Genomic DNA, 24,321 nt, shown 5'->3' on the forward strand with positions numbered 1-24,321 from the left:
TTTTATATGGGACTTTATGTCAGCATCGTCTGTTTTTTTATCTGGCTCACATATTAACCGATATGTCCGTTAGTTCGCCTCCGTCCCCAATAAGTGTGAATATAAGTCTGGCTGGCGAATCTACCATGGAATTCTCATGTATGCTGACTTCTGCATGTGGCGGGAATGTTAACATTCCATTTTTTACAGAATGTACTCTATTTTCCTTATCCAAATAGCTGATACTTGAAATAGACAGATAGTTAGCTGAATGATTACTGCATTTCAGTAATCCTTTTATCTGCAGTGCACATCGTAACTTCGCCAAACTTTCAGCCGGGGTAGTGGTGACTAGCGCAGGTCTGTAAATAATTTTAATTTGCGTGTTCATGGTAACAAGAACACTGTTTTCTTTATCCATTCTTGTATCGGGCGGCATTTCATAAATATTCAGCCAAAAAAGTGACTCCCGGTCCTGAGCCAGTGATGTCTCATTTTTTACTATACGAATGCCTCTGACATCACCCGTTTCAAGTCTGAATACCGGAGGAAGGATGATAAAGGGAATGTTCTTCACATCTGGATCGCCTTCTCCATTATCGGCCCAGGTCTGCACAACTACCGGGTAAGAATTGGTATTTACCAGCATCAGGCTCTGCATCCTGTCAGAGGCATTGAAAATGACTCTTGACTGAGATGGCATTACGCCAGAGTGAACGGGAGATACTAACATCCAAAGCATCAAACTGATTATGATTTTATTCATTGTACCTGCACCATTACCGTCGCAGTGGATTTAACTTTGCCGGCTACAACTGTCTGGCCATCTATTTTTTTGAGCGTGGCGGTGAAGTTATAGCTGTAATTGGTATATCCGCTACTGGAACTGCCAACCGGTGTCGCATTATTCAGTACAGGATACCAACCCGCTGCATTGCCCGAATGGTTAAGAATATCCATGCCCTGCTCGCCAATGAGAGTTAGTGCTGTACCCGGCGCACTGCTGTATGAGATTGCGATCCCCACGCCTTTTGCCATTCCCGTCGCCTGATAGTTATCAGACAGCAGTAAACTGACGCCATTGCTGCTGTTTACCAGTCCAAGACCCTTGGCTGCTGTAAATGCCCCGCTTGATACCTGGAATCCTATTGCGGTCTGGCCGGAATTCGCGGTTGTACCTGAGGTAACTGAATTACTGCATTCAACCGTTACATTAAAACCCGCTGTGCTGGTCAGCCCCTTATTTAAATCACTTACTGAAATCGTTGGCAGAAGCACCACTGGTGTAGCACTTCTGGCGACACAGCTTGGTGAGTTGTAAAGCGTGTTGACAGACCTCATGCCATAACCAAATCCGTTATCAACTCCCCAGAAACGGTAGTTAGTGTTACTGTCTTCGCCTATGTTGTCATGGGTAAGGCCAGGGCCGACCAGCTGAATATAGGAATTCGGCTGTATGCATGAATAATTGACGCCGGTCGGTGTTCCTGTGACAACGCCGGATGTACCCCTTCCACAATAGGCTGAACCAGAACCACTCCCGGGAGGAATAGTACTGATGCGATATAATTCCGCCTGAAGAGCAGGTACGTCCTGCAGACGAATATCTATCTTGGCTGAGTTAGATGCGTTAGTGGCATAGGTCGTAACCGGAACTTTGGCCCAGTAACGGGTCAGCGTTACGCCACTCATTGTCTGTTTTATACCGACATAAGCGAAGTACGTTGCATACACATCCGGTATGCCGTCCTGTGCTCCTAGATCCCAGTATCCACCGACCCTGTCATCACCATTCGTTGCCGCAAGAAAATAAATATTCGGCAAATCTGTTAAATCACATGTCCATAGAATGGTCGACGCCGTTGCACCACCAAAGGTGTAGTTTGTCGGTGGCACGGTAATTGACCCCAGCAGGGTACGAACTGGCTGAAAGTAGGTATCCGTTAAATTGATGCGACCAAAAGGTATCAGTGCCGTCCTGTTATCTTCCGTCTGTGACGCACCTGTGCTCTTACAGGTTGCCCAGCTCCCGAAAGCGCTCAGAGAAAGAAGCAAAACTAAAAGTGTACGTATCATCCTGTCAATTCTCTTCATGAAACACCTCCCTGCCGGTTGCTGCATGTTGCGCTGAGGTTCACTATCTCTGCGTTTATCTCATCTTCGCTGAGAGTGTACGGTATGTAACATTTTTTACCGTTACCCCATTCAGCCAGAAGCTCACCGCTGGTATCTGGCACCCTGACATAGACCTGGCCTCCCTGCCCCGTAATTCCGATCGCCTCGCCTTGTTGATCGTAGACTTGCGTCCCCATCGGTAGGATATTCCCCTCCCGGGAAGTAACCGTAATCAGCAGGGCTGTCCCTGTCCGCGTTTTAAAACTGACGTTAACAGCAGCACCGGCGACAGGAACAACTCTTTTCTGGCTGTCTATGATTTCTGCATGTCCCTGCATGCCTTTGGGATCAAGAGAAATATTGTTATAACGGTACGGCGTTAGTGCCGGAATTAATGCATAACCATTATTGTCGATAACCGTCTGGTCAGAGCTGAATATACGGGCCCCCTCGGCACCTTTTGCCTCGACAATTGCAAAGGTATCACCCAGATAAGGGCCAAAAGTCACACCACCCGCATGTACGGCTAACGCCCCCTGCGCGTTGGCCGAAGTTTGCCAGTATCCCTGTCCTTTCGAAGCGCTTGCAGCCAGCGACGCCTTTGGCAATCTCCGCTGTAAACTGCCGCTGAATACGTTCTGCTGGTACTTTTGATCCCGAATGGCGGTAATGCTGTAGCTGGTTGTCTGATTGTCATCTGCCATACCTGAAGCACTTGCCTGATATTGATCCCCCCCACTGTTGCTGTGGTTATAGGATGTACTGAAACTCACGGGACGCGGGCTGTCTGAGAATAGCGGTATAGAGAATGAAACAGCTGCAGCATTTTCAACATGGCCACGATCGTTATAGGTTCCGACGCGTTGTCTTGTTAAAGCCACGTTCATACTGATGTTCCGACCAAGCATTTTGCTGAAACCCAGCTGGTATTGCGTGTCCCGCGACCGGCCGTCACGATAGGACTGAGTGGCGGCATTAATATATGATGTACCAAAATCACCGAGCGTCTGGCTCAGCGTCAGGTCCCATCTTTCGCGTTGACCGCTGGTATAATTTAACCATTCATTGCCTGTATATATTCTGTTCCTGTCACCTAGTACTGAAAGCAGATCGCGATAGCCGGCAGTAGAGTATCTGTAGCTGGCAAGTGACAGGTTTGTACCGGTAGCACTGAAGGTTTTGCTCCATGACAAATGACTCATCCATCCCTGACTGGTCCTGTCGTCACTCAGTTTCGCCGTGGAGTAAGTTGCATCTGCACCAATTGCCCCGATTCTGCTGGCATGGACACCGCCAAAAACATAAGCCGTGTAATTTTTTGCCATGCGTAACCCACCGTTTGCAGTCAGCGCATTAGTTATCCCTCTCTGGTAGATAAAATCACCAAATTCGGTAGTCACATCCGTATCGCGTACTCTTCCGAGCGCTAAGTTATATTTCGACATGCCGGGACGTATTGACTCAGGTAAAGCTGAGAAGGGGACGGAAAAGGTTTTTATCGTGCCATCAGCTTCGGTAATAACAACAGTCAAGTCACCATTACCACCAGTAGGATAAAGGTCATTGATTTCAAATGCGCCTGGTGGGACGGTTGTCTGATAGATATCCTGGCCATTCTGACGTATGGTCACTTTCGCATTACTTGACGCGATACCTTTAATCAGCGGGGCGTAACCTCTTTGCGACTGAGGAAGCATCTCTTCAGCGGATGAGAGGTTTAATCCGTTATAGCTCATGCCAGAAAAGAACTTACCGTTGGTAATCAGCTGGCCAGCCATCAGCTGAGTGTTGAAGGCTGGCAGCGGACGCTGTACGTACTGGCGTACGTTATTCCACTGATATCCCGTCTCTTTATTCCAGTTAAGGTTGCTAATCTGCCGGTATTGCCATGAGGCAATATTGATGCCTCCGTTTAAGGAAAGCCACAAAGAATCCAGGTTGCTGCCACGAGAATCTGAGTAGGACACGTGATAATAGTTAGATACATAGTTCAGGAAACCCACGTTGTTCCCTGTCTGGAATTTATCGGGATTGACGTAATCCTTTGGTCTGCTGAGCAACATTGCCTGAGGTACTGAGACGTTTAGTTTCAGTTCAGAAAGGTTTGTCCGGGCAACAATTGCTGTTGAAATGTCGGAGGTAATGAGACAACTTTTTGTATTTTTTGAGACCGTCAAATTCTCTTTGAGTCCGATATCAGATATCAGATTCTTTGGCAGGCACGGCAACACACTATTGTCATGCGTAATATAAGGGACTGTGTAATTTCCTAACAATTCATTGTTGATATAAACATCAAGTTTATATTCACCCGCAGCTATCGCGTTAGGGTTCTTAAGAGACTCAAGAACAGATTGATCGAAGTTAGTACCTTTAAATAGCTCAGCATCAAAAATATATTCTTCTGAGCTTACCTCATCAGATGCTGTGGCAGAGAAAGATATCACTGAAAGATTTACGATTAAGAGCGTTATGCTTAGTAAAGATAACTTAGTAACCTCTTGAGGCACTTTACAAGTGTCTTTCCTTAATGACATCCGCTCCATAGTCATTCACCATTATCAGTTTGATTGTCGTCCCTCTCAGTGAATGTATTCCATCCGGAAGAGACCATTTAACCTGTGAATCAGGATCTAACATTACGCTCTTGGCCAGTGATATATAACGGCTGCCTGACTTCAGTTCAGCACTTCTGACATTAATAAAGTAACCCGTTGGGTTTTTAACCCGTAATTCGCTTCCAGATGCTGAGAATTCCATTTTGTCATACGCATCTTCCGCTTCTCCGCCCAGACCTGCTGGCCTGTAGAAAATTTTCACCCTGTTAGTGATGGCAAGAACTAACTGGTTCTGGCTTTTCTGCTCAGGTGTGACCATAGGCAATTGTGTGAAACTAAGATAAAAAATCGATTCTCTGTTCTGAGGTAAGCGACTCGTATCTTTCGTAATTAACCTCACAGATTGTCCTGTTTCTCTCTCCATTCGAAATACAGGTGGTACAATAATAAAAGGTGAATGAGAATCAGGTTTACCTTTATCATCCGTAATCTGCATCTGAACAACATAAGGCTGACTATCAGGGTTTTTCAACTGAACAGTTTTCTCTTTATTGTTGAATGGCACGATCACTCGAGTACCGGTCATTACAACGTTTGCATTTGCGCCCGCCATCATGCCAAACGCTGCAAAAAAAAGAATTATTGGCCTGATTTTCATATACCACCTGCTTAAGCTGGCTGCACCGAAATGCAGCCAGTGATGTCATCAAAGGTAACTGATGCTGTATTCTGCAACAGAGGTAATTTTACCGGGAGTGCCCGCGCTTCCCAGTGAAAAATATTGCGCGCCGAACTCGTAGCTCGCAGTATTTTCTCCAGCCGGTAGTACCAGTCCTGTAACGCCGGTTACACCATTAAGCGCAATCGCAGTACTTCCACTGGTCCCCCCGTTGAGCAACTGAATACCAAACCCTGTCGCGGCATTTGCACCTGTGAGAGTGTTCCCCAGCACGCCATAGGTTGTGTCAACGTTATATCCGAGGAAGTTAGTTTTAAGCGCAGTATCAGATGATCCGGCAGTGCAACCACTCACGGTAACTTTGAATGGTGTTAATCCTGCAGTTTGACTTGCGGCAAGTGTCGCACCGAAGTCCTTGACTGATACAGTTGGTAAAAGAACGACAGCATTTGTGGTTCCGTTAATATCCACTGTACAGGTTTGCTCAGTAACTTCCCCCTGGAAAGTGACTGTAGGTGCCGCTTCTGAAGCAAACGGAATGAGTGAAATAACGGCTAATGGTAAATATTTATTCAGTGTAATTTTCATGGCAATGTCCTATTGATGAATTTCACGGATTCCTGAATATAAGACTAATTTACTAGGATTAAGACTCAAAAGAAAATGTCTACTTAAGAGTTTCATGTGAAGCAAATCATTCTGCTTTGAATAGAGTATGCGCACTGGTTTAATTTATGTCAATTATGCACACAAAATTGTTCATTTTTTTCAGATCAGCTTAACCTCTTGATAACTAAGGGTTATATTATATATACTTACACAAGAAAAAATATTTGTGTAGGTTTTTTGTTTTTTTATTGATAATTTGTTAAAAAAATGATCTAAATAATAAGTAAACTACCATATTTGGTGGTTATACTAATTATGGAAAAAGGACTCCCTGCCAAATAAAGATAATGACTATCATTCAAGTTAATATTCGGCTTTACAGCAATGGCTGAATGTTTTTGTATTATCTGGACTGACCCCGCCCCGGTAGACGATCCTGCCCTATAGTTTGAGCATAGGAGGAGCGTATAGGCACACCACGATTTACACCTGAATTTAAGGAAGAAGCCGTCCGTCAGATAACAGAACGCGGTTATTCCGTTGCCGAAGTATCCGACCGTCTGGGCTTTTCTGCTCACAGCCTCTACAAGTGGCTACGGGCTATCAAACCTGATAACAGCGAACAGCATGCCCGGGATTTACTGGAAGCCAAAAGCGAGATCCTGAAACTCCGGGCGCAGCTAAAACGCACCGAAGAAGAACGGGATATCCTGAAAAAGGCCGCGCGGTACTTTGCAAGGGAGCCCGACTGAAGTACCGCTTTATCAATGAACACCGCACTGTATGGGGTGTGATGACGATGTGTCGGGTACTGAATGTCGCCCGGGCCGGTTTCTATGCGTGGCTGCACAACCCGGTCTCGGCGCGTGATAAAGATAACCAGCGTCTGCTGATGCTTATCCGCGACTCATATTCACTGAGCGGAGGCGTATACGGTTACCGGCGGGTTCATGGCGACCTGAACGAAATCGGGGAAACCTGCGGCAAAAACCGGGTGGGTCGTATTATGCAACAAAACCGGATCAAAGCCGTACGCGGCTATAAAGCGCCGCGTCGTATCGCCGGCCGGCCTTCAGTGGTTGCCCCTAATCGCGTGCAGCGGCAGTTTACTGTTGTCCGGGCCACTCAGGTCTGGGTTACAGACATCACTTACATCCGCACCTGGCAGGGCTGGCTGTATCTGGCGGTGGTTATCGACCTCTTCGCCCGTAACGTGGTTGGCTGGTCGATGAAGCCCACTCTCTCTCGCGAACTGGCTCTTGACGCGCTGATGATGGCCGTCTGGCGTCGAAAACCGGACGGTGAGGTTATCGTACATAGCGATCAGGGCAGCCAGTACGGCAGTGACGACTGGCAGCGCTTCTGCCGGGCTAATAACCTGGCCCCGAGCATGAGCAGGCGTGGCAACTGCTGGGATAATGCGGTGGCCGAATCGTTCTTCAGTTCGCTGAAAAAATAGCGGATCAGAAAACGCATCTATAAAACCCGGGATCTGGCCCGGGCCGATATCTTCGATTACATTGAAGTGTTCTACAACCGGGCTCGGCGGCCTCAGTCCGGAGGCCTTCGAACAGGCCTCATCGTGAGGACAGAATTTGTCTACGGGCGTGGGGTCAGTCCATTTTCGTTACCAAACTGCCCACTAAAGAACGGGTATATGAGGTGTTATCGTTAACCTTCTGCCTGTCCATGATGACGAACTGGCTGGCTACAGGGGCGTATCTGTGATTTTATAAGCCCATAATGACGAAGGCGTTTACAGTTGTACAACATCTCATCAGCAGCATTCAGCATCACATCCAGGTCTGCCATAAGGCTTTCGCAACTGGCAGTACCGACACTGCCGCTCAGATGAATCGTCATACCTGGCAGCTCAAAGGGCTGCTTGAGGCTTGTGTCAATTTGCTCTCGCAGCACATCAGACTCTTCCACATGACTTAAGATATTTTGCAGCACGACGAACTCATCCCCCCCAATCCGGGCAACTGTTGCCCCTTCAGGAACTATTCTTTTGAGTCGATCTGCAACAATTTTAAGCACCCTGTCCCCTGAAGCATGCCCATGGTTATCGTTGACATCCTTGAAGCCATCAAGGTCAATACAGTGAATGGCGATCAGTCTGCTTTTCAGTATCGTTCGTCTAAAGGCCTCTCTTAATCCCAGCCGGTTAGCCATTCCCGTCAGGGGGTCATTACGAGCAAGGACTTCCATATCCAGACGCATGCTTATATTACGCACCGAATTGCGATGGATATACATAACACTATGGATCCCTCCTAGCAGGAAGAATAGAAAGATTACTGAAACCATCCGATGTGAGGTTTCTCCCATCATGAAGGTACCGATAATGGCTGGAATCGTAGCTATCACCATGGCTGTACTGGCGATAACCGGCCGCGGAGCCAGACGCGTTGATACACCTGCGCAATATCCGAATAATAGCGCTGTGGCCAATAAGTGCAGTTGAGAGTGAGTAGATAAAAACATGAGCGAAGCTAAAAGACTTACTGATGATGAAACAGTTACTGTCATGACGGTATGGGCAAGTTCCCAGCGTTTTGATTTATCCAGTCCCGGTAATTCAGATGACAGACGAAGCCTGTGCATCTGTAGCAATATTATGATCACTTTAGCAATTGAGCCTGCTCCTCCCATCAGGGTACCAAGCAAAATAGGAATACTTCCCTGAATCCAGAAGGCATAGCTACCAATGATAAGAAGGGTGATTCCCATCATACTGGTCGGGATAAGCGTGCGTGAAAGTTCGGCAACTAGAGCCCTGTAGACATCCGGTGATTCTTTCCTGATAAGTCTCATAGATGTTCCTTCTTCCATTCCATCGAACATAACCTCAATGACATCAGCTTTTCAGGCAACTAACGTTGCCACAATCCGAAGTTTATCGAGAAGGGGGTTCTTAATGATCAAGCACAATCTGCTTACCATCATAAGTCAGAATATAGCCGACCTTTTGACCCTTAGTAGCGGGTTTGTAACATATGATTCATAAGATGTAGCGTATTCACTTCATTCAACACAATCCCCATATTAGTTTGCAGAGACTATTGGATGGGGATATAAATGTGAACGGACAAAACAGATCATATGGTCATCAACTTTGTTCGCGATATCGATGGTAGCTTCAGCCTTTTCCCGACACGATCGCGCGTACAAGCTCGAATTTGTGATATTTTGCAAGATACTCGTTGGCATTCCAGTAGGGTACATTCTTAAGCGCACCGGCTTGGACTGCAGGTCGAATCAATATATGAATGTGTTAAACATCTTTTGCCATGATTGTACGCTAAGAGCTTGGTAAGTTATCATACTGGTTTGTATATTTGCCGTTTAGTTTTGGTTTGCTAAGGTATGCCTGTTTTAAACCATTAATCTTTGAGGACCTCATGTTTTGCGATGAACCTCCTTCGGGAATGACCATAGTAGACTGATTACCTTTAAAAGAGTTCATTAAAGATAATCAGATCTCAGGTTATGATTATCTTTATATCGATGCATGTGTGTCGAGGTGAACTATGCTTTTCAAATTACTCTATCTTCCTACAGCTTTAAATGCCGCTGATCGCTATTACTTTTCTGACTATGAAATGGCGATTCGTCATAAAAATCAAAAAACAAGAATATCATTGCGTGTCTTTGTATCCGGACTCATGAACCGTTTCACCCAAAAAAAACAGGATGCTATTAGATCGCATATTGATTCAATCTTACCATAACCTCTTTTTCCGCACAGCCTCCAGCTTAAATGCTGTAGGCTGTGTTTGAAATACGAGCTAAACGTATATTATTAATTCGCGCACACAGGAGATGCTTCATGAAAAAAAATGTCAAATATGAGTTTCATCACCTCGGAATCCCGGTCCAAGGCAGTGAGGACCAGGGCGTATTCAGTGAAGTCGCTGGAATGTATACCACCGACAATCCCGGCAAGTTCCGTATACAGTGGCACAGATTCACAGAGAACTCGACTCTACACCCTCTAATTAAAACCGTACCCCATGTTGCATTCAGGGTTGATAATCTTTCTGAGGCGATAAAAGGCGAAAGCCTGCTTCTGGGACCCTATGAACCTATTGATGATTACTTCGTGGCGATCATCAATGATAGTGGAGTTCCAGTTGAGTTCATTCAGACTACACTGTCGGATGATGAATTGTGGCGACGAGCACGTAGTGGTGAAGGCAAGTTGTACCGGGGATAAATCTTTCGTTATTTACTTTCTCTGCATGCAAACATTCATGTTGTCATTCCTGACGACGTAGTCTTGCTTTTCACCGTTAATGAACTGAGCTGACTGAAGAAATCTTATCTGACTATTCTTGCGGATGTCTGAAGAGGGTTATATTAGCGTTGCTATCCTCCTCTCTTACAACCCCCGATGATTAACATACCAAGATGTGATTAATATTTTCATTAGTAACGAGAGGGTATCTCTATTTAGAGGCGCTTTACCGACGAGTAGATCATCAAAATCCTCTCCTCTCAGAATAAGTAAAATTTCATCCCCTTAGTATAAAAGCCTTTAAGGGGGGCCATCATTACAAATTTGAAGCGAAACAAACTTAGAATCTCATAGCGATACTGGGTTGCGCAGTAACCTGATGCACCATTCTCACCTGCTTAATGCATTAAGGGGTTCCCCAGAATCAGCGAAATTTCTTCAACACAGTCTGAATCAGACAACCAGTTTATACAGGTCAATTATCTCATTGCTGCACTGGAAGGTATAATGTTCGTTCTGCAAAATGTGCTGATTGAGCACCGACGATATCTGGTAATGGCCTCAGTCTCCCTGCCATTCACTTAGAAAAACAATCAAGCTGCGGGCTCCAATATTTTACCTGTTATACAATGAAATGCAGATGTACAGAACGTAAAGCAATCCATTCAGACCTAGCCAAGATACCGGCATTCTTCTCCTTCTTGCCCCACAGAATAGCCATAATGCGGCGACCAGTGTGATTACAATTCCTGTAAGAACTTCCGAACGAGGCTCCCAGGGAGTCAGCGTGATGCCAATTGCAGGCAACAGTGTCCCCTGAAATACCATCGCCCCCGTAATGTTCCCGACCGCAAGTGTGTCTTTGCCACGACGAATCCACAGAATACTGTTAATTTTTTCCGGCAACTCTGTGGCTATCGGGATAATTATCAGGGACAACAGTAAAGCCGAGATCCCCAAATACTCTGAGGCACTTTCTACACCACTGATAAACCAGAAGGCCCCTGCCAGAAGGATGCTGATACCCAGAATAACTTGCAACAGGATGACGGGTAAATTTTCGGATCGTACCACTCGGGATATATACAATGACTGTTGTGCCTCCGTTCCTGCCCCTTCCTGAACCAGATGACGGGATGCTTTGATCGTCCGATAAACATAGAGAAAATACAAGATGACCAGCATCAGGCTGATGATTTGGCGGCACTGCGACATGCTGTGCGGAATGAACATGGCCAGTGAGGCAAAAGTGAAAGCAATCAGGAAAAAGCCCGTATCGCGTCGGAATCCCCCCGGTTCAGGGCAAATTTCCCCTCTAAGACCGCGTTTATCGATAATGGCTAATCCCATTAGAAAAACTGACAAAGTAGACAGCATCAGGGGAGCCCCAAGAATCGCACCAACACCGATCTCTTCACTATGATTCGATAGGGTCGGGCCGGTGATAATGGCCAGTAGCGGTACAATTGTCTCAGGCAAAGCGGTCCCTACAGCCGCTAAGATGGAGCCCGTTACCCCCTGTGATAGACGTAATTTCTGCCCGAGATGCTCGAGGGCGTTTGTAAAAAATTCGGCGGCGATCAGGATGATGACCAGTGAAAAAAGTAGCTCAGCAATTGAAGACATCATAATTACAATACTCAGGGATATACGGTTATGACTGATCCGGAATATATCCGGCTTATTGTTACTTACCGCCAGGCCAAAGAGACCCTACTATGATGGCTGGGCACAGCGGCTTTTATAATGATCCTTTGGCTGTCGAACCGTTTACAGATCACCTGTAACGAGACAGCATACTGCCACAAGTTATCGATGAGATCAAAAAAACACTTGTATTTCAACTGTTTATAGCGTGTGCTATGTTTTATTCCCTTGGCTATAACAGTGAGTAGATTAAGAGGGAAATGTGGAAACTGAAGCGTGCTTAATGAAGCCCTGTTTGATGTTACGTTGATGCGGCGCTAACTCCGACGAACGGGTCATCGGTATTCTTCTTTAGGCATGTAGGGTTCAGTTTGGATATCGAAAATTATTGTACGTTAAAGTGATTTTTTATAGCCCTCTCTGTGGTAAAGGGACTTGACCACGTTGACAGGCCGCTATGAGCGAAAAGCGGACGGTAATGTCAATTTCACTCAGGATTCTATATCTTCAGAGACTATCACTGCCTAAACATCACAATTTAACTGTCTCATGCATGGAATAAGACAAATGAACATAAGTACAAGATTAGCTCTAATAACTGATATAGAAGGTATTTTTGAAGTCAGGACTTCTGTTAAAGAAAATCATCTCAGTCGAGAAGAAATGGAGCAGATGGGAATCACCGAGATCGTTGTCACCGATATGATTGAAAAAACTCGTTGCGCATGGGTTGCCGTAGATGACAGAAAGGTGATTGGTTTCTCGATGATTTTGCCAGATGAAGGATGTCTTTTTGCAGCCTTTGTTCTCCCTGAATATGAAGGTAAAGGTGTAGGTCGCAGCCTGGTTGAACTCTCTGAGCAGGAATTATTCAAACATCATAAGACAGCTTGGCTTGAAACCGACAAAAACAGTCGTGCGGCAGGATTTTATAGGCGGCTGGGCTGGATTGAGAAAGGAAATGTTAGCGAATCCGATATTAGATTAGAGAAACTTCGCTACATTTGAGGAAGACCTCTTTCGTAAACGTTCGCTTTTGGCACGGAACGGACTGGCTGACTGGGCAGGGGCCACTATGAGAGAGGAGATGACACCCTTTTCCACAAAAAGTAGTATTGTTCTACAAGCAACTTTCATAATGAGGTTTTATGAAAATACGAAGGTTCCGTAATGGGGATGAAATCTCATTATTTAACGTGTTTTATTCCTCTGTACATACCATCGCATCACACTACTACACACATGAACAAATTGATGCCTGGGCCCCGGCAGAAATCAACCAGGAACAATGGGCCAGTCACATGAGGGAACTATGCCCTTTTGTTGTAGAGCTTGATGGTGAAATAGCCGGATATGCAGATCTCCACCCAAATGGGTACATTGACCATTTTTATGTCTCAGGAACCTATTCAGGACAGGGGGTAGGGACATTACTAATGAATTGCATTCATGAGGAAGCGAGGCAACATGGAACTAATGAGCTTACTTCAAATGTAAGTAAGGCTGCGGAAGCGTTCTTTCTACGGCACGGTTTTCATGTAGTGGAGAGAGGTTTTCCTATTTGCCGTGGAATTACATTAGAAAATGCACTTATGCGAAAACACTTGGCAAAATAATAAATAACCTGCAGCAGGCAGCATTGTTTGCCTGGTTGAGCTCAACAAACCAGTACAATGAATGTCTGCTCCTGGCACAAAGCGGACGTATCAAATAGAAAAATCCCGCAAGCACGTTACTACAGCTACGCAAATGAATGACCTGCCCGTAACAAAATACGCTAAAACCCGTTAATTTCAATCTTCCTTCAACAGGTATAACAGCGCATCCCCCGACACTTTACGTCGGTGCACGTCGTCATGGCAGACATTGCAGAGGGTAATTAAGTTATCCAGCGTATTTTCACCGCCGTCAGCGTGATGCTCTATATGATGCAATTCAAGAAACGTTCGGGGGTCATTTGCTGTTCTACGGGCGTGCGACCAGCTGCAGTTCCGGCAAGAGTGATGATCACGCTCAAGGACGGCTACACGTACCGGGTCAGGGATTTTGCGGTCATGTACCTCAGCCTGACGATCTTCTTCGAGCAAATATGCGCCCACTTGAAGCTCCGGTCGGCCTGAATTCCTGGTGGCAATCGGCCAGCCCTCTTCGGTACGCAACTCGCGTGTACGGCGGGCCCATTCCTTACTGTCGTTCGCAAGATAACGTAACTCTTCGCCCGTTACCGGGCGACCAACGTTTTTACGCAGATAGGAGAGAATTTTGTCTTTCGTCGAAAGCTTACTTCGACGCAGAACATTAGCCTCATTCCAACGCAGAGCGGCCTCCCTGTCCTGTTCCGTCGTCATCAGCGTATAGACATCCGTTTTAAGGACGGTCGTTGTGCGGGCCTGGAGTTCCTCCAGTTTTATCTCATCTTGTTCAATCATTTCCTTCAGCGTGGTACCGCTTAACACGGACCAGCCAAACTGAACCCGAAGCTCTCTTATCCGCCGCGCATACTCGCTTATCCCGGCCACTACCATCAGTTCATCACCGTGAATGATGAGGCGGGGATATTTGAGGAGGTAAGCCAGAATGCGGTCGCGTGCCGAATTGCAGCCCTCCTCATGCATCAGAGAGCTGCCGAGATCCCGCAGTAAATGATTGGCCGGGATGAGAGAGAGGACCTGTTCTCGCAGGGAGTCATCCGCGAGCCTGTATTCAAAATCGGTAATTAACGCCAGAAGCTGTTTACGCAGCGTTTCCGGTTCGCTCTTCTTCGATCTTCTCGCCATGTTGAATCTGATATTCCATTAAAGTAAGCACATAGTTCGCAATCTTTTGCGCAAAGACTGGCGGAACCGCGTTTCCAATCTGACGTGCGATCTCGGTTTTTGATCCCAGGAAAACAAAATCATCCGGGAAACTCATCAGGCGCGCCGCTTCCCGGTGCGTAATAGGACGATGAGCTTCAGGGTGGAGATAACGCCCTTTCTCAGGTTTGAAGAACTCGGTGCGGATCGTTACGGAAGGACGTTCCCACCACAGCCGTCCAAACAAATCCGTACCACCGGACGTTTTTTTGATCCAGCAGGCAGGCGTAATATCGGGTCTGTTTTTTTGTAAGTCGAAACGGTTCCCGCCCACAGGCACAGCGCGATAACGTTCCTGAGACAGTGCTGTCGGATTTCGCCCAAAATGCAGATCTAAGGGCGGAGGCAGATCGCGCACTTCTGTGCCGACCGGCTCAGGTAAATCACCAATGAATTCTCTGACCGTCAGCCAAGCAGGAAGATCTCCAGCTTTATCAGGATGCTGGTGCGAAGGCGCAGGGGGAAACGCAGGAATCCCCACCCGCACAAAACGGTCTTTCTTAATGCCAATCGCAATAGCACGCTTACGCGTCTGAGGGGCACCATAATCTGCCGTATTCAGCACAGAAGGGTTGAGAAGCATAAAGCCCATACTCTCCGCACGTTCGCAGATGTCCTGGAATTCATCACTGGTTAACAGACCCGGGACATTTTCCATCACAAAGACTGAAGCGCCCGATCGCTCAATGATATCCATGTACGGTTCCCACAGAGCGCGTCGATGATCCCCTTCCCGGTTCTTATTGAGTAGACTGAACCCCTGACAAGGCGGCCCACCGATAACAACATCCGCTTCTGGCACGGTATTTTCCGTGATCCACTCTTCTATGTTGGCGACCATGCCATGCTCGCCAAAGTTGGCGTTGTACGTTCTGATGGCCGCCTTATCATTGTCCAGAGCCAGAACGCTTTCGAAATGAGCACCATTCTTCCCTTTCATGAAACCGCAGGACAAGCCGCCAGCGCCACAAAACAGATCAATGACCTTTAATTTATTGGTTTTACTCATTCAGATAGTATCCCGCTTAAGTCTCGACAGATAAGTGTATCATAAAGAGAATCTGTATGTATGCACAGTACCACCTGTATAAGATACTTCAGAAGAGGTGTAAACACGCGTATGGACTGCACGCAGTCATAGGAACACTGACTTAACTTAACGATGCGTGGTTCATGTCTAGTAATGAACCATAACGTTCGGCTGCAAAATTTGGCAGTGCTCATCACCTTCGCTGGTGCGTTAGCATGTACCCCTGATGCCTTTCACTGATATTAACTTCAGGTGCTATGAGAGAGGTTCTGCTCGTGTCGAAAGGCCTGACGGGTCAAGGAAGAGATGTATGAACGAGGAATTTTCCAGAAAAAGACTGCTTCAGGGCATTATCTTTACCCTTCTGATTACCTTTGCAACCGGGATGGGGAATGTCTTATCGGCTTATTTTATGCTGAATGTGAAAAAGCAGGAAGTAGAAGATACTCAGCTTGCGGAAGCCAGACGCCGGGCGACAGAGCTGCATTGTCTAAAGCTCCAGGAAAGCGCCTCACTGGCTGCAGAGATTGTTTTTCGGGCAGATCGGGGCTATCCCAATAACGTCTCCTTGTATGAACTAATGTATGAAACGAGCACTCCGGCTAAGCGTGTACTCGACGATCAAATCAAAGAGGAACAAAAAAACTTCGAACATCAGGTCTTCGGTTTGCTTCCCTATCTTCAACCTGACGAAGCTCAGGTAATGAAGCAGGTAACTCTCCAGCATTTTATCGTTACGGCCATGCGGACCAGTAAGGTTCCTGCCGAACATCGGACATCCCCTGCAGAGGGCGGATTCGATTTCAACAAGGAAATGCAGAAGCTTCGTGATGGAGGGGACTTCATGGGTCAGGTATTCAGGGAAAGATGTATGCGTATCAGGTAAGACGGAGTTGCGGCATGAATGAACCCAGTTTTTAACGCTACAGAGTGGAATTACAAGGCCATGAGCGAGCCCTTAATGACCCACTTCCTTAATAACCTCGAACCACCGGATCTGGCAGTTATTGCATCGTAAAGGCCTGGCAACGGATCGTCTGCCGTTGCTCCACCCAACCTGACGTGTTCAATGGATTTCGTCATGGACGCGCTGGCCACCGGCCGCAGGATCATGTGCCTGACCTGTGTGGTCGACTTCACGAAGAAATGTCTGACAATTATCACTGCATTCGGGATTGCAGGCGTTCAGGTCAAGCGTATTCTGGACAACATTCCGCTGTTTAGAAGTTATCCGGCGACGATAAGAACGGACCAGGGGTCGGAATTTAACTGCCGCGCGCTCGAACAATAGGCTTTTGAGCATGGTGTGGAACGACGACTTATCCAGCAAGGTAAGCCAGTGCAGAACTGATTTATTGAGAGCTTTAACGGTCGATTTCGCGATGAATGTCTGAATCAGCACTGGTTCAGCGTTATCGTTTACGCGAGGAAAATCATAATGACTAGCGGCAAGATTATAATAAGTGCTGTCAACATTCGGCACTCAATTATCAGACGCCATCAGAGTTTGCAGCACGGCGGCGAAATTTAAAACATGAAGAAAAAATATATTACTAACTGAATAATGTTTTTAATACAGGTGGCAGGTCACCAAATGATGCTGAAAAAAAACAGGCATTCATCCATGCCTTGGTGATTACCAGAAGCCCGCGGACATAGGCTAGAAGTGTTTTATTAAGTACGTGATGGGGGTCAGTGAAGATTTCGGGACTTCCGGCATTAATGTACTGGGACTTCCTTCGCATGTCGGATGGTGTCGGGCCGGACGTCAGCTATTTGCCATCATTCCTGATTCCGGTGAAAGTATGACTATCAATGGGATAGCTCACGAGCGTATTGGTCAGATAGTGGGCTGCGTAAACATTTTTGAACCTACCTTTGGCTACCTGACCCGTTTCAAACATGCTGGTACTGATGAAACTGATTATCAGGTGCACTTTAGTACCGAAGCGATTGAAGCATTCACTCAGGATAGGCTCTCAGGTGTGTATAAAAATGGCTGTTTTGCCGGAGAAATCCTCCAGATGCAAAACTATGATATTCCACTTGTTGATAAACATCGTATTGACATCATAGAAGTGTAATGCGAAACGCCGTTATGAGGCCCATTTGGGCCTCTTCTGAAAAGGTACTATCATGAATGTTCTAGTTTCACCTCAGTGGGTTGCGGATAATCTGACAACAGGTAGCATTATCGTACTGGATGCCACACTGAAAAAAACAGTTAACGCCACGAATGCCACCCCTGGCGGGGTTATTCCTGGTGCGCTATTTTTTGATCTGGAGAATGCGTTTTCAGCACCGGGTTCAGCGCTACCTCATACCTTTCCGGCTTTCCCCTTTATGTCGTCACAGCTGGCAGAACTTGGTCTGACCCCTGCGTCAACCGTTGTGGTTTACGATCAGCAAGGGGTCTATTCAGCTCCACGTGTCTGGTGGATGCTAAAAGTGATGGGAATAAAGAATGTGTATTTACTTGATGGGGGGCTACCTGCCTGGGTCGATGCAGGTTTCATGGTATCCGGTAGCCATGCATTACCGGTGGCAGGACAGAGCCAGCACTTTCAGGGTCAGCCGGAACAAATCGTTCATAAAACCAGCGTACTTCAGAATATAGCCAGCCCTCAGTTTATCGTCGTTGATGCACGACCTGCCGCACGCTTCAATGGGCAACAGGCTGAACCGCGGCCTGGTTTACGATGCGGACACATTCCGGGTTCCGTAAACATTCCCTTTACTGAAGTGCTGACAGATGGAAAATACCTGTCTCCTGCGGCACTGGCTGCTCTTTTTTCCCGGGAAGGGCTAAGCAATCAGAGGGAACTGGTGTTCAGTTGTGGCTCTGGTGTGACGGCTTGCATTGTTCTTCTGGCGGCTTACCTCGCTGGCTTCCCGGATTTAAGGATTTATGATGGCTCCTGGGCTGAATGGGGAGCTGATGAGGAATTACCGGTTGAATCACATCGGATCGGCTGATGACAAAAATAAATATATCAGTTTCGCAAACCGGCCAGAACGCCGTATTACATACCATGCTGGCAGGTACTTTCCTGTCCAGGGCAGGGTATTTTATGACATGGCCCTATTTGTCGGTAGTACTCTACCGACAATTTGGGCTGAGTGCATCATTGATTGGCGTCATCTTTTTTATGACGTCGGCTTCCGGTTTGCTAATTGGGGTGTTCGGTAGTTATTATTCTGACCGATTAGGACGTGAGCGGGCGCTCGTGGCTAGCCTGCTCCTGAGTGTGGCGGGATTTGCAATGATGGCATACTCAAACCATCCGGTGGAGTTTGTTATCGCGATGACCTTTATCGCTACAGGTCGGGCTTGTACAGAATCATTCAGTAAGGCGATGATCGGTGATCATGTCAAGGACATCAGTCAAAGGTAGCGGTTTCAGTATATTCGATATTATATCGTGAATATTGGCACTGCTCTGGGGCCACTGGCAGGTACATTTGCCCTGGCAACACCGAAAGTAAACATATTTATTTTTTCATCTGTGATTTACCTTGTTTATGCCATCATGCTGATGGGTATTATCGGAATTTTTCTGGTTGAAAGGAACAATGACAGAAAACTAACACTAGGTATAATTTCTTCGCTCCATATTGTTTTCTCACAGAAGTCATTTTCAAAACTTTTAATGTGTTATTTTCTGGTGATGTTTATTTATGTTTCTTTTGACTCCCCGTTGATTCAACTTCTCACACGTCTACACTTTCCTGACCTCACATTCACTATCAGTACCATTTTTATGACAAATGCTGTAACCGTGATTGTCTGTCAGTATCCTGTTTTATTGATTTTGCGGAAATTTAATGCAAAGGGAAAGATCATTCTTGGTATCTTATTTATATCAACGGCTCAACTTTGCTTCGTGATGGCATATTTTGACATACTGGCACTCATTGTCATTGCTACATTCATCCTCAGTATAGGTGAATTGATAACGATGCCGGCTTTCAGCGTTGAAGTGGACAGACTGGCTCCTGAGAATCTCAGAGGAACGTCTTTTGGGCTCATTAATCTGACATCTCTGGGAACATCATTGTGCCCGTTATTCTGTGGATTTTTCATTGATGCTGAATGGGGTTATGCCATGTTTCTCTTTCTTTTCTTCACGGGACTAATATCAATATTCCTTTATTGCTCCGTAGCTGAAAGGACATCTGATAGACAGGTATGATGCTTATTGTAAAAGGTAAGTTTCGGGTAGGATTATGCGAAACCTAGAGATGACCGTCTGAGTCGCCACGGCTTAAATAGAAATCTTTTTGGTTTGCAGATAGCCTCCGACTTCCGCTTTTGGCACAAGGCAGACGCCCATTCTCAGGCGAATGTGTTGCCCTTGCCAACAACCGAATCGCTTGCTACGCAACTATAGTTTTATATTATAATTTTCGTCATTAAATAAATTATAATAAATTGATTTTATAAGATATCTTTCAGAATCTATATGGCCAGCACGAATTGCATGCTCTAATGTTTCAAATGCCAGGGTATGTGCGGCTTCAGCAAACATCTTAGGCCAACCCCTACTCAGCATAGACAGTCCTTTAAGGATTCTTATGTGAATCTCCTTCATACCGGCACCATCGCGCACTACAGGTGAGAAAAAGTCTTCCAGTAGATCGTTATTCTGAAGTGGTGCCACATGTATTGAAGGATATTTCACTTCGATTTCGTCAGATTTATTCTGCGCGTAAGCAGAAAGTATACGAACGCCTCTGCCTATGACATCAATGGCGGTGCCAGGATCGTTCACTGCGGGGGAAAGGGCCCGGCAGGCTATTTCGGCCATGACGCTAAGACAAAATCGGGGATCCTGAGCAAATGAACGTACATCCGAGACAATAATCGTCTCAAGTAAATCGGTGCTGATTGATGACTCCAGGCCCTTACTCAGGTACAACACTGGCATGGACGGATGTATGAAACTGCCTGGCTGCGCCACAAGATATACATGACGGGGATCATTAGCCAGCAGCTTGCTGAGTCTCTCCATATCAATATATTCAACATAGCCAATCTTCTTCGGATAAACTGCAACTGTCCCTTTTGGCTGTTCATTGCTCTCATGCCATGGATATCCGCCGAGACAGGGATTTCTGGCTCTCGCAATAAATGTTTCAATGGCCGCCTGTTCTACTTTTGCAGTCGTCTCACCTACCCTTCCCAGAGAGGTCAAATGCTGTATCCAACGAAGCAATGTGATGAGGATGAGGGCAATGACAACCAGTGTGACAATGAATAAAATGACTCTACCCCTTCTCCGTAGGCTCCCATATTGAGGGCAATAATTCCTACCAGACTAAAGAGAAAGGAACCGATGAAGGTGGCCAGCACATTTTGTGTGGTTACGTCTTCAACAACTAAACGCGTTGCTCTGGGAGTCACATTAGTAGTGGCTGAACCGTAGGCTGTGACCATGATACTCAGTGAAAAAGTGGTCACTGCCAGCATACTTGATGCCAGTATGTTCAGAATGTTATCGACTGCTTCCGCACCAACCTTCACGGAAATCGACTCAGGTATCATTGATTTAAAAAGAATTGATAAAAGGGCCGTTATTATCGCGACAATTGCGAATAACGTTGCCCTGAACCATAGTTTTTTAAATGTTTGCTTCAGAATCCATTGCCAGCGTGAAATCATACTGCATTCCCTCATATTGTGGCCAAGATAAATAAATGCCGCCTCACAGGACGGCATTTTGATATCAACGAACCAGGTGCAGGAAGTGCAGATGCTTTTCATACTGGTCCAGTATGTCATTAATAAGCTGTTCCTGGTTCCAGCCCATCACATCATAATTTTGACCGCCTTCTTTTAGATAGACCTCAGCGCGATAATATCGATGTTGCTCAGCCTGCTGCTCATCATTATCCATCGCAGCCAGTGCGAAAGTCGGTGAGTTATATCCACGAAGCCTTACTTCATAAATGTAATTCAGCTCGTTGCCTAAATCGACTTCAAGTCGAATACGATCGTCGGCACCATCATTTATATGACTTATCGTCCCCTGTTTGTTCAGTTCTTCCTGAACCAGCGTCATGGCAGGTTGGATAACATCGTCCATAAAACGTTTCACAAGAGAGCGTTTCGGCAGATAGGCAATATTACGCAGCCTTCTCTGCCACGGAATAGGATTACGTGCTGCCGTCGGCGCAATGGTCGCCATACTCAGACTTTCACGCTTGGTCAGGTCACGACGGAGCGCTTTTAACAGACCGTATATTGATATCAGTAAGATCATTGAGAAGGGCAATGCGCTCGCTATCGTTACGGTTTGCAACGCACTCAGCCCCCCTGCGATCAGCAGGGCAATAGCAACAACGCCCATGAGCGATGCCCAGAAAATTCGCTGCCAGACAGGCGTGTTAGCGACGCCGCCAGACGCCAGAGTATCAACAACCATTGCTCCCGAGTCAGCAGACGTTACAAAGAAAACAATAACCATCGCCATTGCAATAAATGACAACACAGACGAGAACGGGAAATGCTCCAGGAAATTAAACAGCGCCAGAGCAACATCCTGTTGGACGGTATTTGCCAGGTCAGTGGCGCCCTGGTTCATGATGAGATAGATGGCGCTGTTTCCAAACACCGTCATCCACATGAGTGTAAAACCGGCGGGAACAAACAACACGCCAGTCACGAACTCACGAATTGTCCTGCCACGGGAAACACGTGCGATGAACATACCTACAAACGGCGACCATGAAAGCCACCATCCCCAGTATAATAATGTCCAGCCCCCCAGCCAGTTACTTGACTTCGGTTCATACGCGTAAAGGTTGAACGTTTTACTCACCAGTTCCGACAGATAACCCCCCGTATTTTCCACAAATGACTTCAGCAGAAGCACAGTGGGACCCAGGCACAGGACCAGCGCCAGGAGCAACACCGCCAGGCCCAGATTAAGCTCAGACAGGATGCGTATTCCCTTGTCCAGGCCGGACACCACCGAAATCGTCGCTAACCCCGTGATGACCACGATCAGAATGACCTGTACCGTTTCATTGATGGGCACGCCGAAAAGATGGTTCAAACCGGCATTCACCTGCAATACACCGTAACCCAGCGATGTCGCAACGCCAAAGACAGTGCCTATCACGGCGAAGATATCAACCGCATGGCCTATAGGCCCGTAAATGCGATCGCCGATAATGGGATAGAGTGCAGAACGCAGCGTTAAAGGCAGACCGTGACGGTAACTGAAAAAGGCCAGAATCAGCGCCACGATGGCATAAATTGCCCATGCGTGCAGACCCCAGTGGAAGAACGTCAGGCGCATGGCTTCCTTCGCTGCCGCAACGGTCTCTGGGGTGCCGACGGGAGGCGAAAGATAATGCATCACAGGTTCGGCAACGCCAAAGAACATCAGGCCGATCCCCATCCCTGCCGAAAAAAGCATCGCAAACCAGGAGTGATAGCTGAAATCTGGCTGCGCATGGTCCGGACCCAGCTTGATATCTCCGTAACGTGAGAGTCCCAGGAACGTGACGCTCAGCAAAATCAGGGCCACAGCAAGGATGTAGAACCAGCTGGCATTCGTGAAGATTTGTTGCTGCAGTAATTTAAAATTTTTGTCGGCGACATCCGGGAATACGGCGGCAAAGGCGACAAGAAGGAAAATTAACAAAGCAGAGGTAAAGAAAACCGCTTTGTTAATCTGGCTTTTGAACTGCTTTGGGACAGTATCATTTTCACTCATACTTAAACTCATTGCATTATCAAGTGGAAATATAAAAGTACAATGGTAACAAAATGTACGCAAGGTTTCTGACCAAAATTGGGTTTATTTACCCTTTGCATGCGGATGATATTTTTTACTCGATATAAGTGGTTTTTATTCTTGAGGCACAAATTGGAACAGTGTTGTAAAAATAAAAAAAGATGCGTGATATGAAGAAGAATTCTACGCGATTCAGTCTTAAATTTAGTGTATTTTTTTAACTGTTAAAGGAGACTTGAATGACAGTAAAAAAGCAGGAACTTATCGCGGCAGGATTTACCAGTAAGGATGTCGAGCGAATCAAACGTTACCAGGCGACGGGGGAATCGCAGGAGAGGGTTCTGAAAAATCTGGCCGGTTATTTCCTGTCAGTAGCCTGGCTTACCGGCGGGATGACAATGATCACCCTGCTCACCGCGATCTTTGGCAGCGCCAGCCATGTTATCTTCTGTGTGGTTGCCGTCGTCTTTCTGCTGATTGTGCTGCTCTTAGTGATGCCTGTCATACTTGGCTATAAATCATGGAAGCTGATGAGATCACAGATCAGCGACTTCGGTCATCACTGGTAAGGATTTCCAGTACCACCTTAGCGCTCCCCCCATCCCATAACCTTCATCGTCAATTTACCCAGAGACATGGTTTCCACCTTGCGGTAATACTCTCCGGGAAGATAACGGAAAAGACGCCAGGCCTCAGCTTTACCGGTCAGCCCAAACATCCCATAAACAGCCAGCTGTAAGCATGGTTGCAGTAAAGATCCCCAAGCCAATATCGAGACTATCCCCTATAAATTCTGCAATGGACATCGCGACGTCCGCCAGGATCCCTTCTGAAGCCGGCTCATTCAGGAGCTGACGTGCAGCT

Annotated in this window: 19 protein-coding genes and 4 pseudogenes; 11 read left to right on the forward strand and 12 right to left on the reverse strand. The window is 46.6% G+C overall.

The genetic code is table 11. The features are described 5' to 3' along the window. Positions 1–46: 46 nt before the first annotated feature. Genes N037_RS07580 through N037_RS07600 form a run of 5 tightly spaced genes read right to left on the reverse strand, consistent with a single transcriptional unit; the run spans position 47 to position 5,919 of the window. Positions 47–745: a fimbrial biogenesis chaperone gene (locus tag N037_RS07580; protein ID WP_049000243.1), complete on the reverse strand. Its 699-nt coding sequence runs from the start codon at positions 743–745 to the stop codon at positions 47–49. Next, complete coding sequence (locus tag N037_RS07585) at positions 742–2,073, reverse strand: fimbrial protein (protein WP_032640039.1); 1,332 nt, start codon at positions 2,071–2,073, stop codon at positions 742–744. Before N037_RS07585 ends, N037_RS07580 begins: the two co-directional genes overlap by 4 nt. Beyond that, entirely contained in the window at positions 2,070–4,640 is a 2,571-nt protein-coding gene (locus N037_RS07590) for a fimbria/pilus outer membrane usher protein (protein WP_231686675.1), read from the reverse strand. The genes N037_RS07585 and N037_RS07590 overlap by 4 nt, the downstream gene beginning before the upstream one ends. After that, a complete protein-coding gene (locus N037_RS07595) occupies positions 4,606–5,310 on the reverse strand; it encodes a fimbrial biogenesis chaperone (RefSeq protein ID WP_032640041.1) in 705 nt (234 codons plus the stop codon). The genes N037_RS07590 and N037_RS07595 overlap by 35 nt, the downstream gene beginning before the upstream one ends. 48 nt (positions 5,311–5,358) lie before the next feature. Beyond that, on the reverse strand, positions 5,359–5,919 hold the full coding sequence (locus N037_RS07600; protein WP_032640042.1) for a fimbrial protein: 561 nt from the start codon (positions 5,917–5,919) through the stop codon (positions 5,359–5,361). 488 nt (positions 5,920–6,407) lie between these two features. Here N037_RS07600 and N037_RS24575 point away from each other — a divergent pair. After that, positions 6,408–7,526: pseudogene (locus tag N037_RS24575) on the forward strand (IS3 family transposase). An 85-nt stretch (positions 7,527–7,611) separates the two neighbouring features. On the opposite strand, the gene N037_RS07610 reads toward N037_RS24575, so the two are convergent. After that, positions 7,612–8,757, reverse strand: a complete 1,146-nt coding sequence (locus N037_RS07610) for a GGDEF domain-containing protein (protein ID WP_032640043.1) — start codon at positions 8,755–8,757, stop codon at positions 7,612–7,614. 716 nt (positions 8,758–9,473) lie between these two features. Between N037_RS07610 and N037_RS24820 the strand changes: the two genes are divergently transcribed. After that, positions 9,474–9,674, forward strand: coding sequence for a hypothetical protein (locus tag N037_RS24820; protein ID WP_127334653.1), 201 nt, complete (start codon positions 9,474–9,476; stop codon positions 9,672–9,674). Positions 9,675–9,772: 98 nt separating this feature from the next. Beyond that, complete coding sequence (locus N037_RS07615; RefSeq protein ID WP_032640044.1) at positions 9,773–10,159, forward strand: hypothetical protein; 387 nt, start codon at positions 9,773–9,775, stop codon at positions 10,157–10,159. A 636-nt stretch (positions 10,160–10,795) separates the two neighbouring features. Here the strand turns inward: N037_RS07615 and N037_RS07620 are convergent. After that, positions 10,796–11,809 carry a sodium:calcium antiporter gene (locus N037_RS07620; protein ID WP_032640046.1) on the reverse strand — a complete coding sequence of 338 codons (1,014 nt, stop codon included), beginning with the start codon at positions 11,807–11,809 and terminating at the stop codon, positions 10,796–10,798. A 585-nt stretch (positions 11,810–12,394) separates the two neighbouring features. Between N037_RS07620 and N037_RS07625 the strand changes: the two genes are divergently transcribed. Both N037_RS07625 and N037_RS23625 read left to right on the forward strand, forming a co-directional pair. After that, complete coding sequence (locus N037_RS07625) at positions 12,395–12,835, forward strand: GNAT family N-acetyltransferase (protein ID WP_032640048.1); 441 nt, start codon at positions 12,395–12,397, stop codon at positions 12,833–12,835. 140 nt (positions 12,836–12,975) lie between these two features. Further along, positions 12,976–13,443, forward strand: coding sequence for a GNAT family N-acetyltransferase (locus N037_RS23625; RefSeq protein WP_072163911.1), 468 nt, complete (start codon positions 12,976–12,978; stop codon positions 13,441–13,443). A gap of 177 nt (positions 13,444–13,620) precedes the next feature. Here the strand turns inward: N037_RS23625 and N037_RS07630 are convergent, their stop codons facing one another. Next, positions 13,621–14,604 carry an HNH endonuclease gene (locus N037_RS07630; protein WP_032640050.1) on the reverse strand — a complete coding sequence of 328 codons (984 nt, stop codon included), beginning with the start codon at positions 14,602–14,604 and terminating at the stop codon, positions 13,621–13,623. Continuing rightward, a complete protein-coding gene (locus N037_RS07635) occupies positions 14,561–15,691 on the reverse strand; it encodes a DNA cytosine methyltransferase (protein WP_032640051.1) in 1,131 nt (376 codons plus the stop codon). The genes N037_RS07630 and N037_RS07635 overlap by 44 nt, the downstream gene beginning before the upstream one ends. A gap of 331 nt (positions 15,692–16,022) precedes the next feature. On the opposite strand from N037_RS07635, the gene N037_RS07640 reads away from it, so the two are divergent. From N037_RS07640 to N037_RS07660, 5 genes and pseudogenes are all read left to right on the forward strand, one after another. Further along, entirely contained in the window at positions 16,023–16,598 is a 576-nt protein-coding gene (locus tag N037_RS07640) for a hypothetical protein (protein WP_032640053.1), read from the forward strand. 127 nt (positions 16,599–16,725) lie between these two features. Next, positions 16,726–17,269: pseudogene (locus N037_RS07645) on the forward strand (integrase core domain-containing protein); the annotation flags it as partial. Positions 17,270–17,397: 128 nt separating this feature from the next. Continuing rightward, positions 17,398–17,796, forward strand: a complete 399-nt coding sequence (locus tag N037_RS07650) for a hypothetical protein (RefSeq protein WP_231686676.1) — start codon at positions 17,398–17,400, stop codon at positions 17,794–17,796. A gap of 52 nt (positions 17,797–17,848) precedes the next feature. Then, complete coding sequence (locus tag N037_RS07655; protein WP_032640057.1) at positions 17,849–18,688, forward strand: sulfurtransferase; 840 nt, start codon at positions 17,849–17,851, stop codon at positions 18,686–18,688. Positions 18,689–18,744: 56 nt separating this feature from the next. Continuing rightward, positions 18,745–19,905, forward strand: a pseudogene (locus tag N037_RS07660) (MFS transporter). 198 nt (positions 19,906–20,103) lie between these two features. On the opposite strand, the pseudogene N037_RS07665 reads toward N037_RS07660, so the two are convergent. Continuing rightward, positions 20,104–21,374 (reverse strand): annotated as a pseudogene (locus tag N037_RS07665) (DUF2254 domain-containing protein); the annotation flags it as partial. Between the two features lie 64 nt (positions 21,375–21,438). Continuing rightward, entirely contained in the window at positions 21,439–23,436 is a 1,998-nt protein-coding gene (locus N037_RS07670) for a BCCT family transporter (protein WP_032640059.1), read from the reverse strand. 260 nt (positions 23,437–23,696) lie between these two features. Here N037_RS07670 and N037_RS07675 point away from each other — a divergent pair, with 260 nt between their 5' ends. Further along, entirely contained in the window at positions 23,697–24,026 is a 330-nt protein-coding gene (locus N037_RS07675; protein WP_032640061.1) for a hypothetical protein, read from the forward strand. Between the two features lie 17 nt (positions 24,027–24,043). On the opposite strand, the gene N037_RS25170 is transcribed toward N037_RS07675, so the two are convergent. Continuing rightward, complete coding sequence (locus tag N037_RS25170; protein ID WP_231686677.1) at positions 24,044–24,175, reverse strand: DUF4225 domain-containing protein; 132 nt, start codon at positions 24,173–24,175, stop codon at positions 24,044–24,046. Between the last annotated feature and the right edge of the window lie 146 nt (positions 24,176–24,321).

Origin of the sequence: Enterobacter sp. EGD-HP1 (assembly GCF_000733275.2) — a bacterium.
Taxonomy (GTDB): domain Bacteria; phylum Pseudomonadota; class Gammaproteobacteria; order Enterobacterales; family Enterobacteriaceae; genus Enterobacter.

Excerpts from the sequence above, each read along its gene's own strand:
- N037_RS07675 (WP_032640061.1), top strand. The coding sequence starts at position 23,697 with ATGACAGTAAAAAAGCAGGAACTTATCGCGGCAGGATTTACCAGTAAG.
- N037_RS24820 (WP_127334653.1), top strand. The coding sequence starts at position 9,474 with ATGCTTTTCAAATTACTCTATCTTCCTACAGCTTTAAATGCCGCTGAT.
- N037_RS07625 (WP_032640048.1), top strand. The coding sequence starts at position 12,395 with ATGAACATAAGTACAAGATTAGCTCTAATAACTGATATAGAAGGTATT.
- N037_RS07585 (WP_032640039.1), bottom strand. The coding sequence starts at position 2,073 with ATGAAGAGAATTGACAGGATGATACGTACACTTTTAGTTTTGCTTCTT.
- N037_RS07590 (WP_231686675.1), bottom strand. The coding sequence starts at position 4,640 with ATGGAGCGGATGTCATTAAGGAAAGACACTTGTAAAGTGCCTCAAGAG.
- N037_RS07630 (WP_032640050.1), bottom strand. The coding sequence starts at position 14,604 with ATGGCGAGAAGATCGAAGAAGAGCGAACCGGAAACGCTGCGTAAACAG.
- N037_RS07615 (WP_032640044.1), top strand. The coding sequence starts at position 9,773 with ATGAAAAAAAATGTCAAATATGAGTTTCATCACCTCGGAATCCCGGTC.
- N037_RS07635 (WP_032640051.1), bottom strand. The coding sequence starts at position 15,691 with ATGAGTAAAACCAATAAATTAAAGGTCATTGATCTGTTTTGTGGCGCT.
- N037_RS25170 (WP_231686677.1), bottom strand. The coding sequence starts at position 24,175 with ATGTTTGGGCTGACCGGTAAAGCTGAGGCCTGGCGTCTTTTCCGTTAT.
- N037_RS07640 (WP_032640053.1), top strand. The coding sequence starts at position 16,023 with ATGAACGAGGAATTTTCCAGAAAAAGACTGCTTCAGGGCATTATCTTT.
- N037_RS23625 (WP_072163911.1), top strand. The coding sequence starts at position 12,976 with ATGAAAATACGAAGGTTCCGTAATGGGGATGAAATCTCATTATTTAAC.
- N037_RS07600 (WP_032640042.1), bottom strand. The coding sequence starts at position 5,919 with ATGAAAATTACACTGAATAAATATTTACCATTAGCCGTTATTTCACTC.
- N037_RS07655 (WP_032640057.1), top strand. The coding sequence starts at position 17,849 with ATGAATGTTCTAGTTTCACCTCAGTGGGTTGCGGATAATCTGACAACA.
- N037_RS07670 (WP_032640059.1), bottom strand. The coding sequence starts at position 23,436 with ATGAGTGAAAATGATACTGTCCCAAAGCAGTTCAAAAGCCAGATTAAC.
- N037_RS07650 (WP_231686676.1), top strand. The coding sequence starts at position 17,398 with ATGGGGGTCAGTGAAGATTTCGGGACTTCCGGCATTAATGTACTGGGA.
- N037_RS07595 (WP_032640041.1), bottom strand. The coding sequence starts at position 5,310 with ATGAAAATCAGGCCAATAATTCTTTTTTTTGCAGCGTTTGGCATGATG.
- N037_RS07620 (WP_032640046.1), bottom strand. The coding sequence starts at position 11,809 with ATGATGTCTTCAATTGCTGAGCTACTTTTTTCACTGGTCATCATCCTG.
- N037_RS07580 (WP_049000243.1), bottom strand. The coding sequence starts at position 745 with ATGAATAAAATCATAATCAGTTTGATGCTTTGGATGTTAGTATCTCCC.
- N037_RS07610 (WP_032640043.1), bottom strand. The coding sequence starts at position 8,757 with ATGAGACTTATCAGGAAAGAATCACCGGATGTCTACAGGGCTCTAGTT.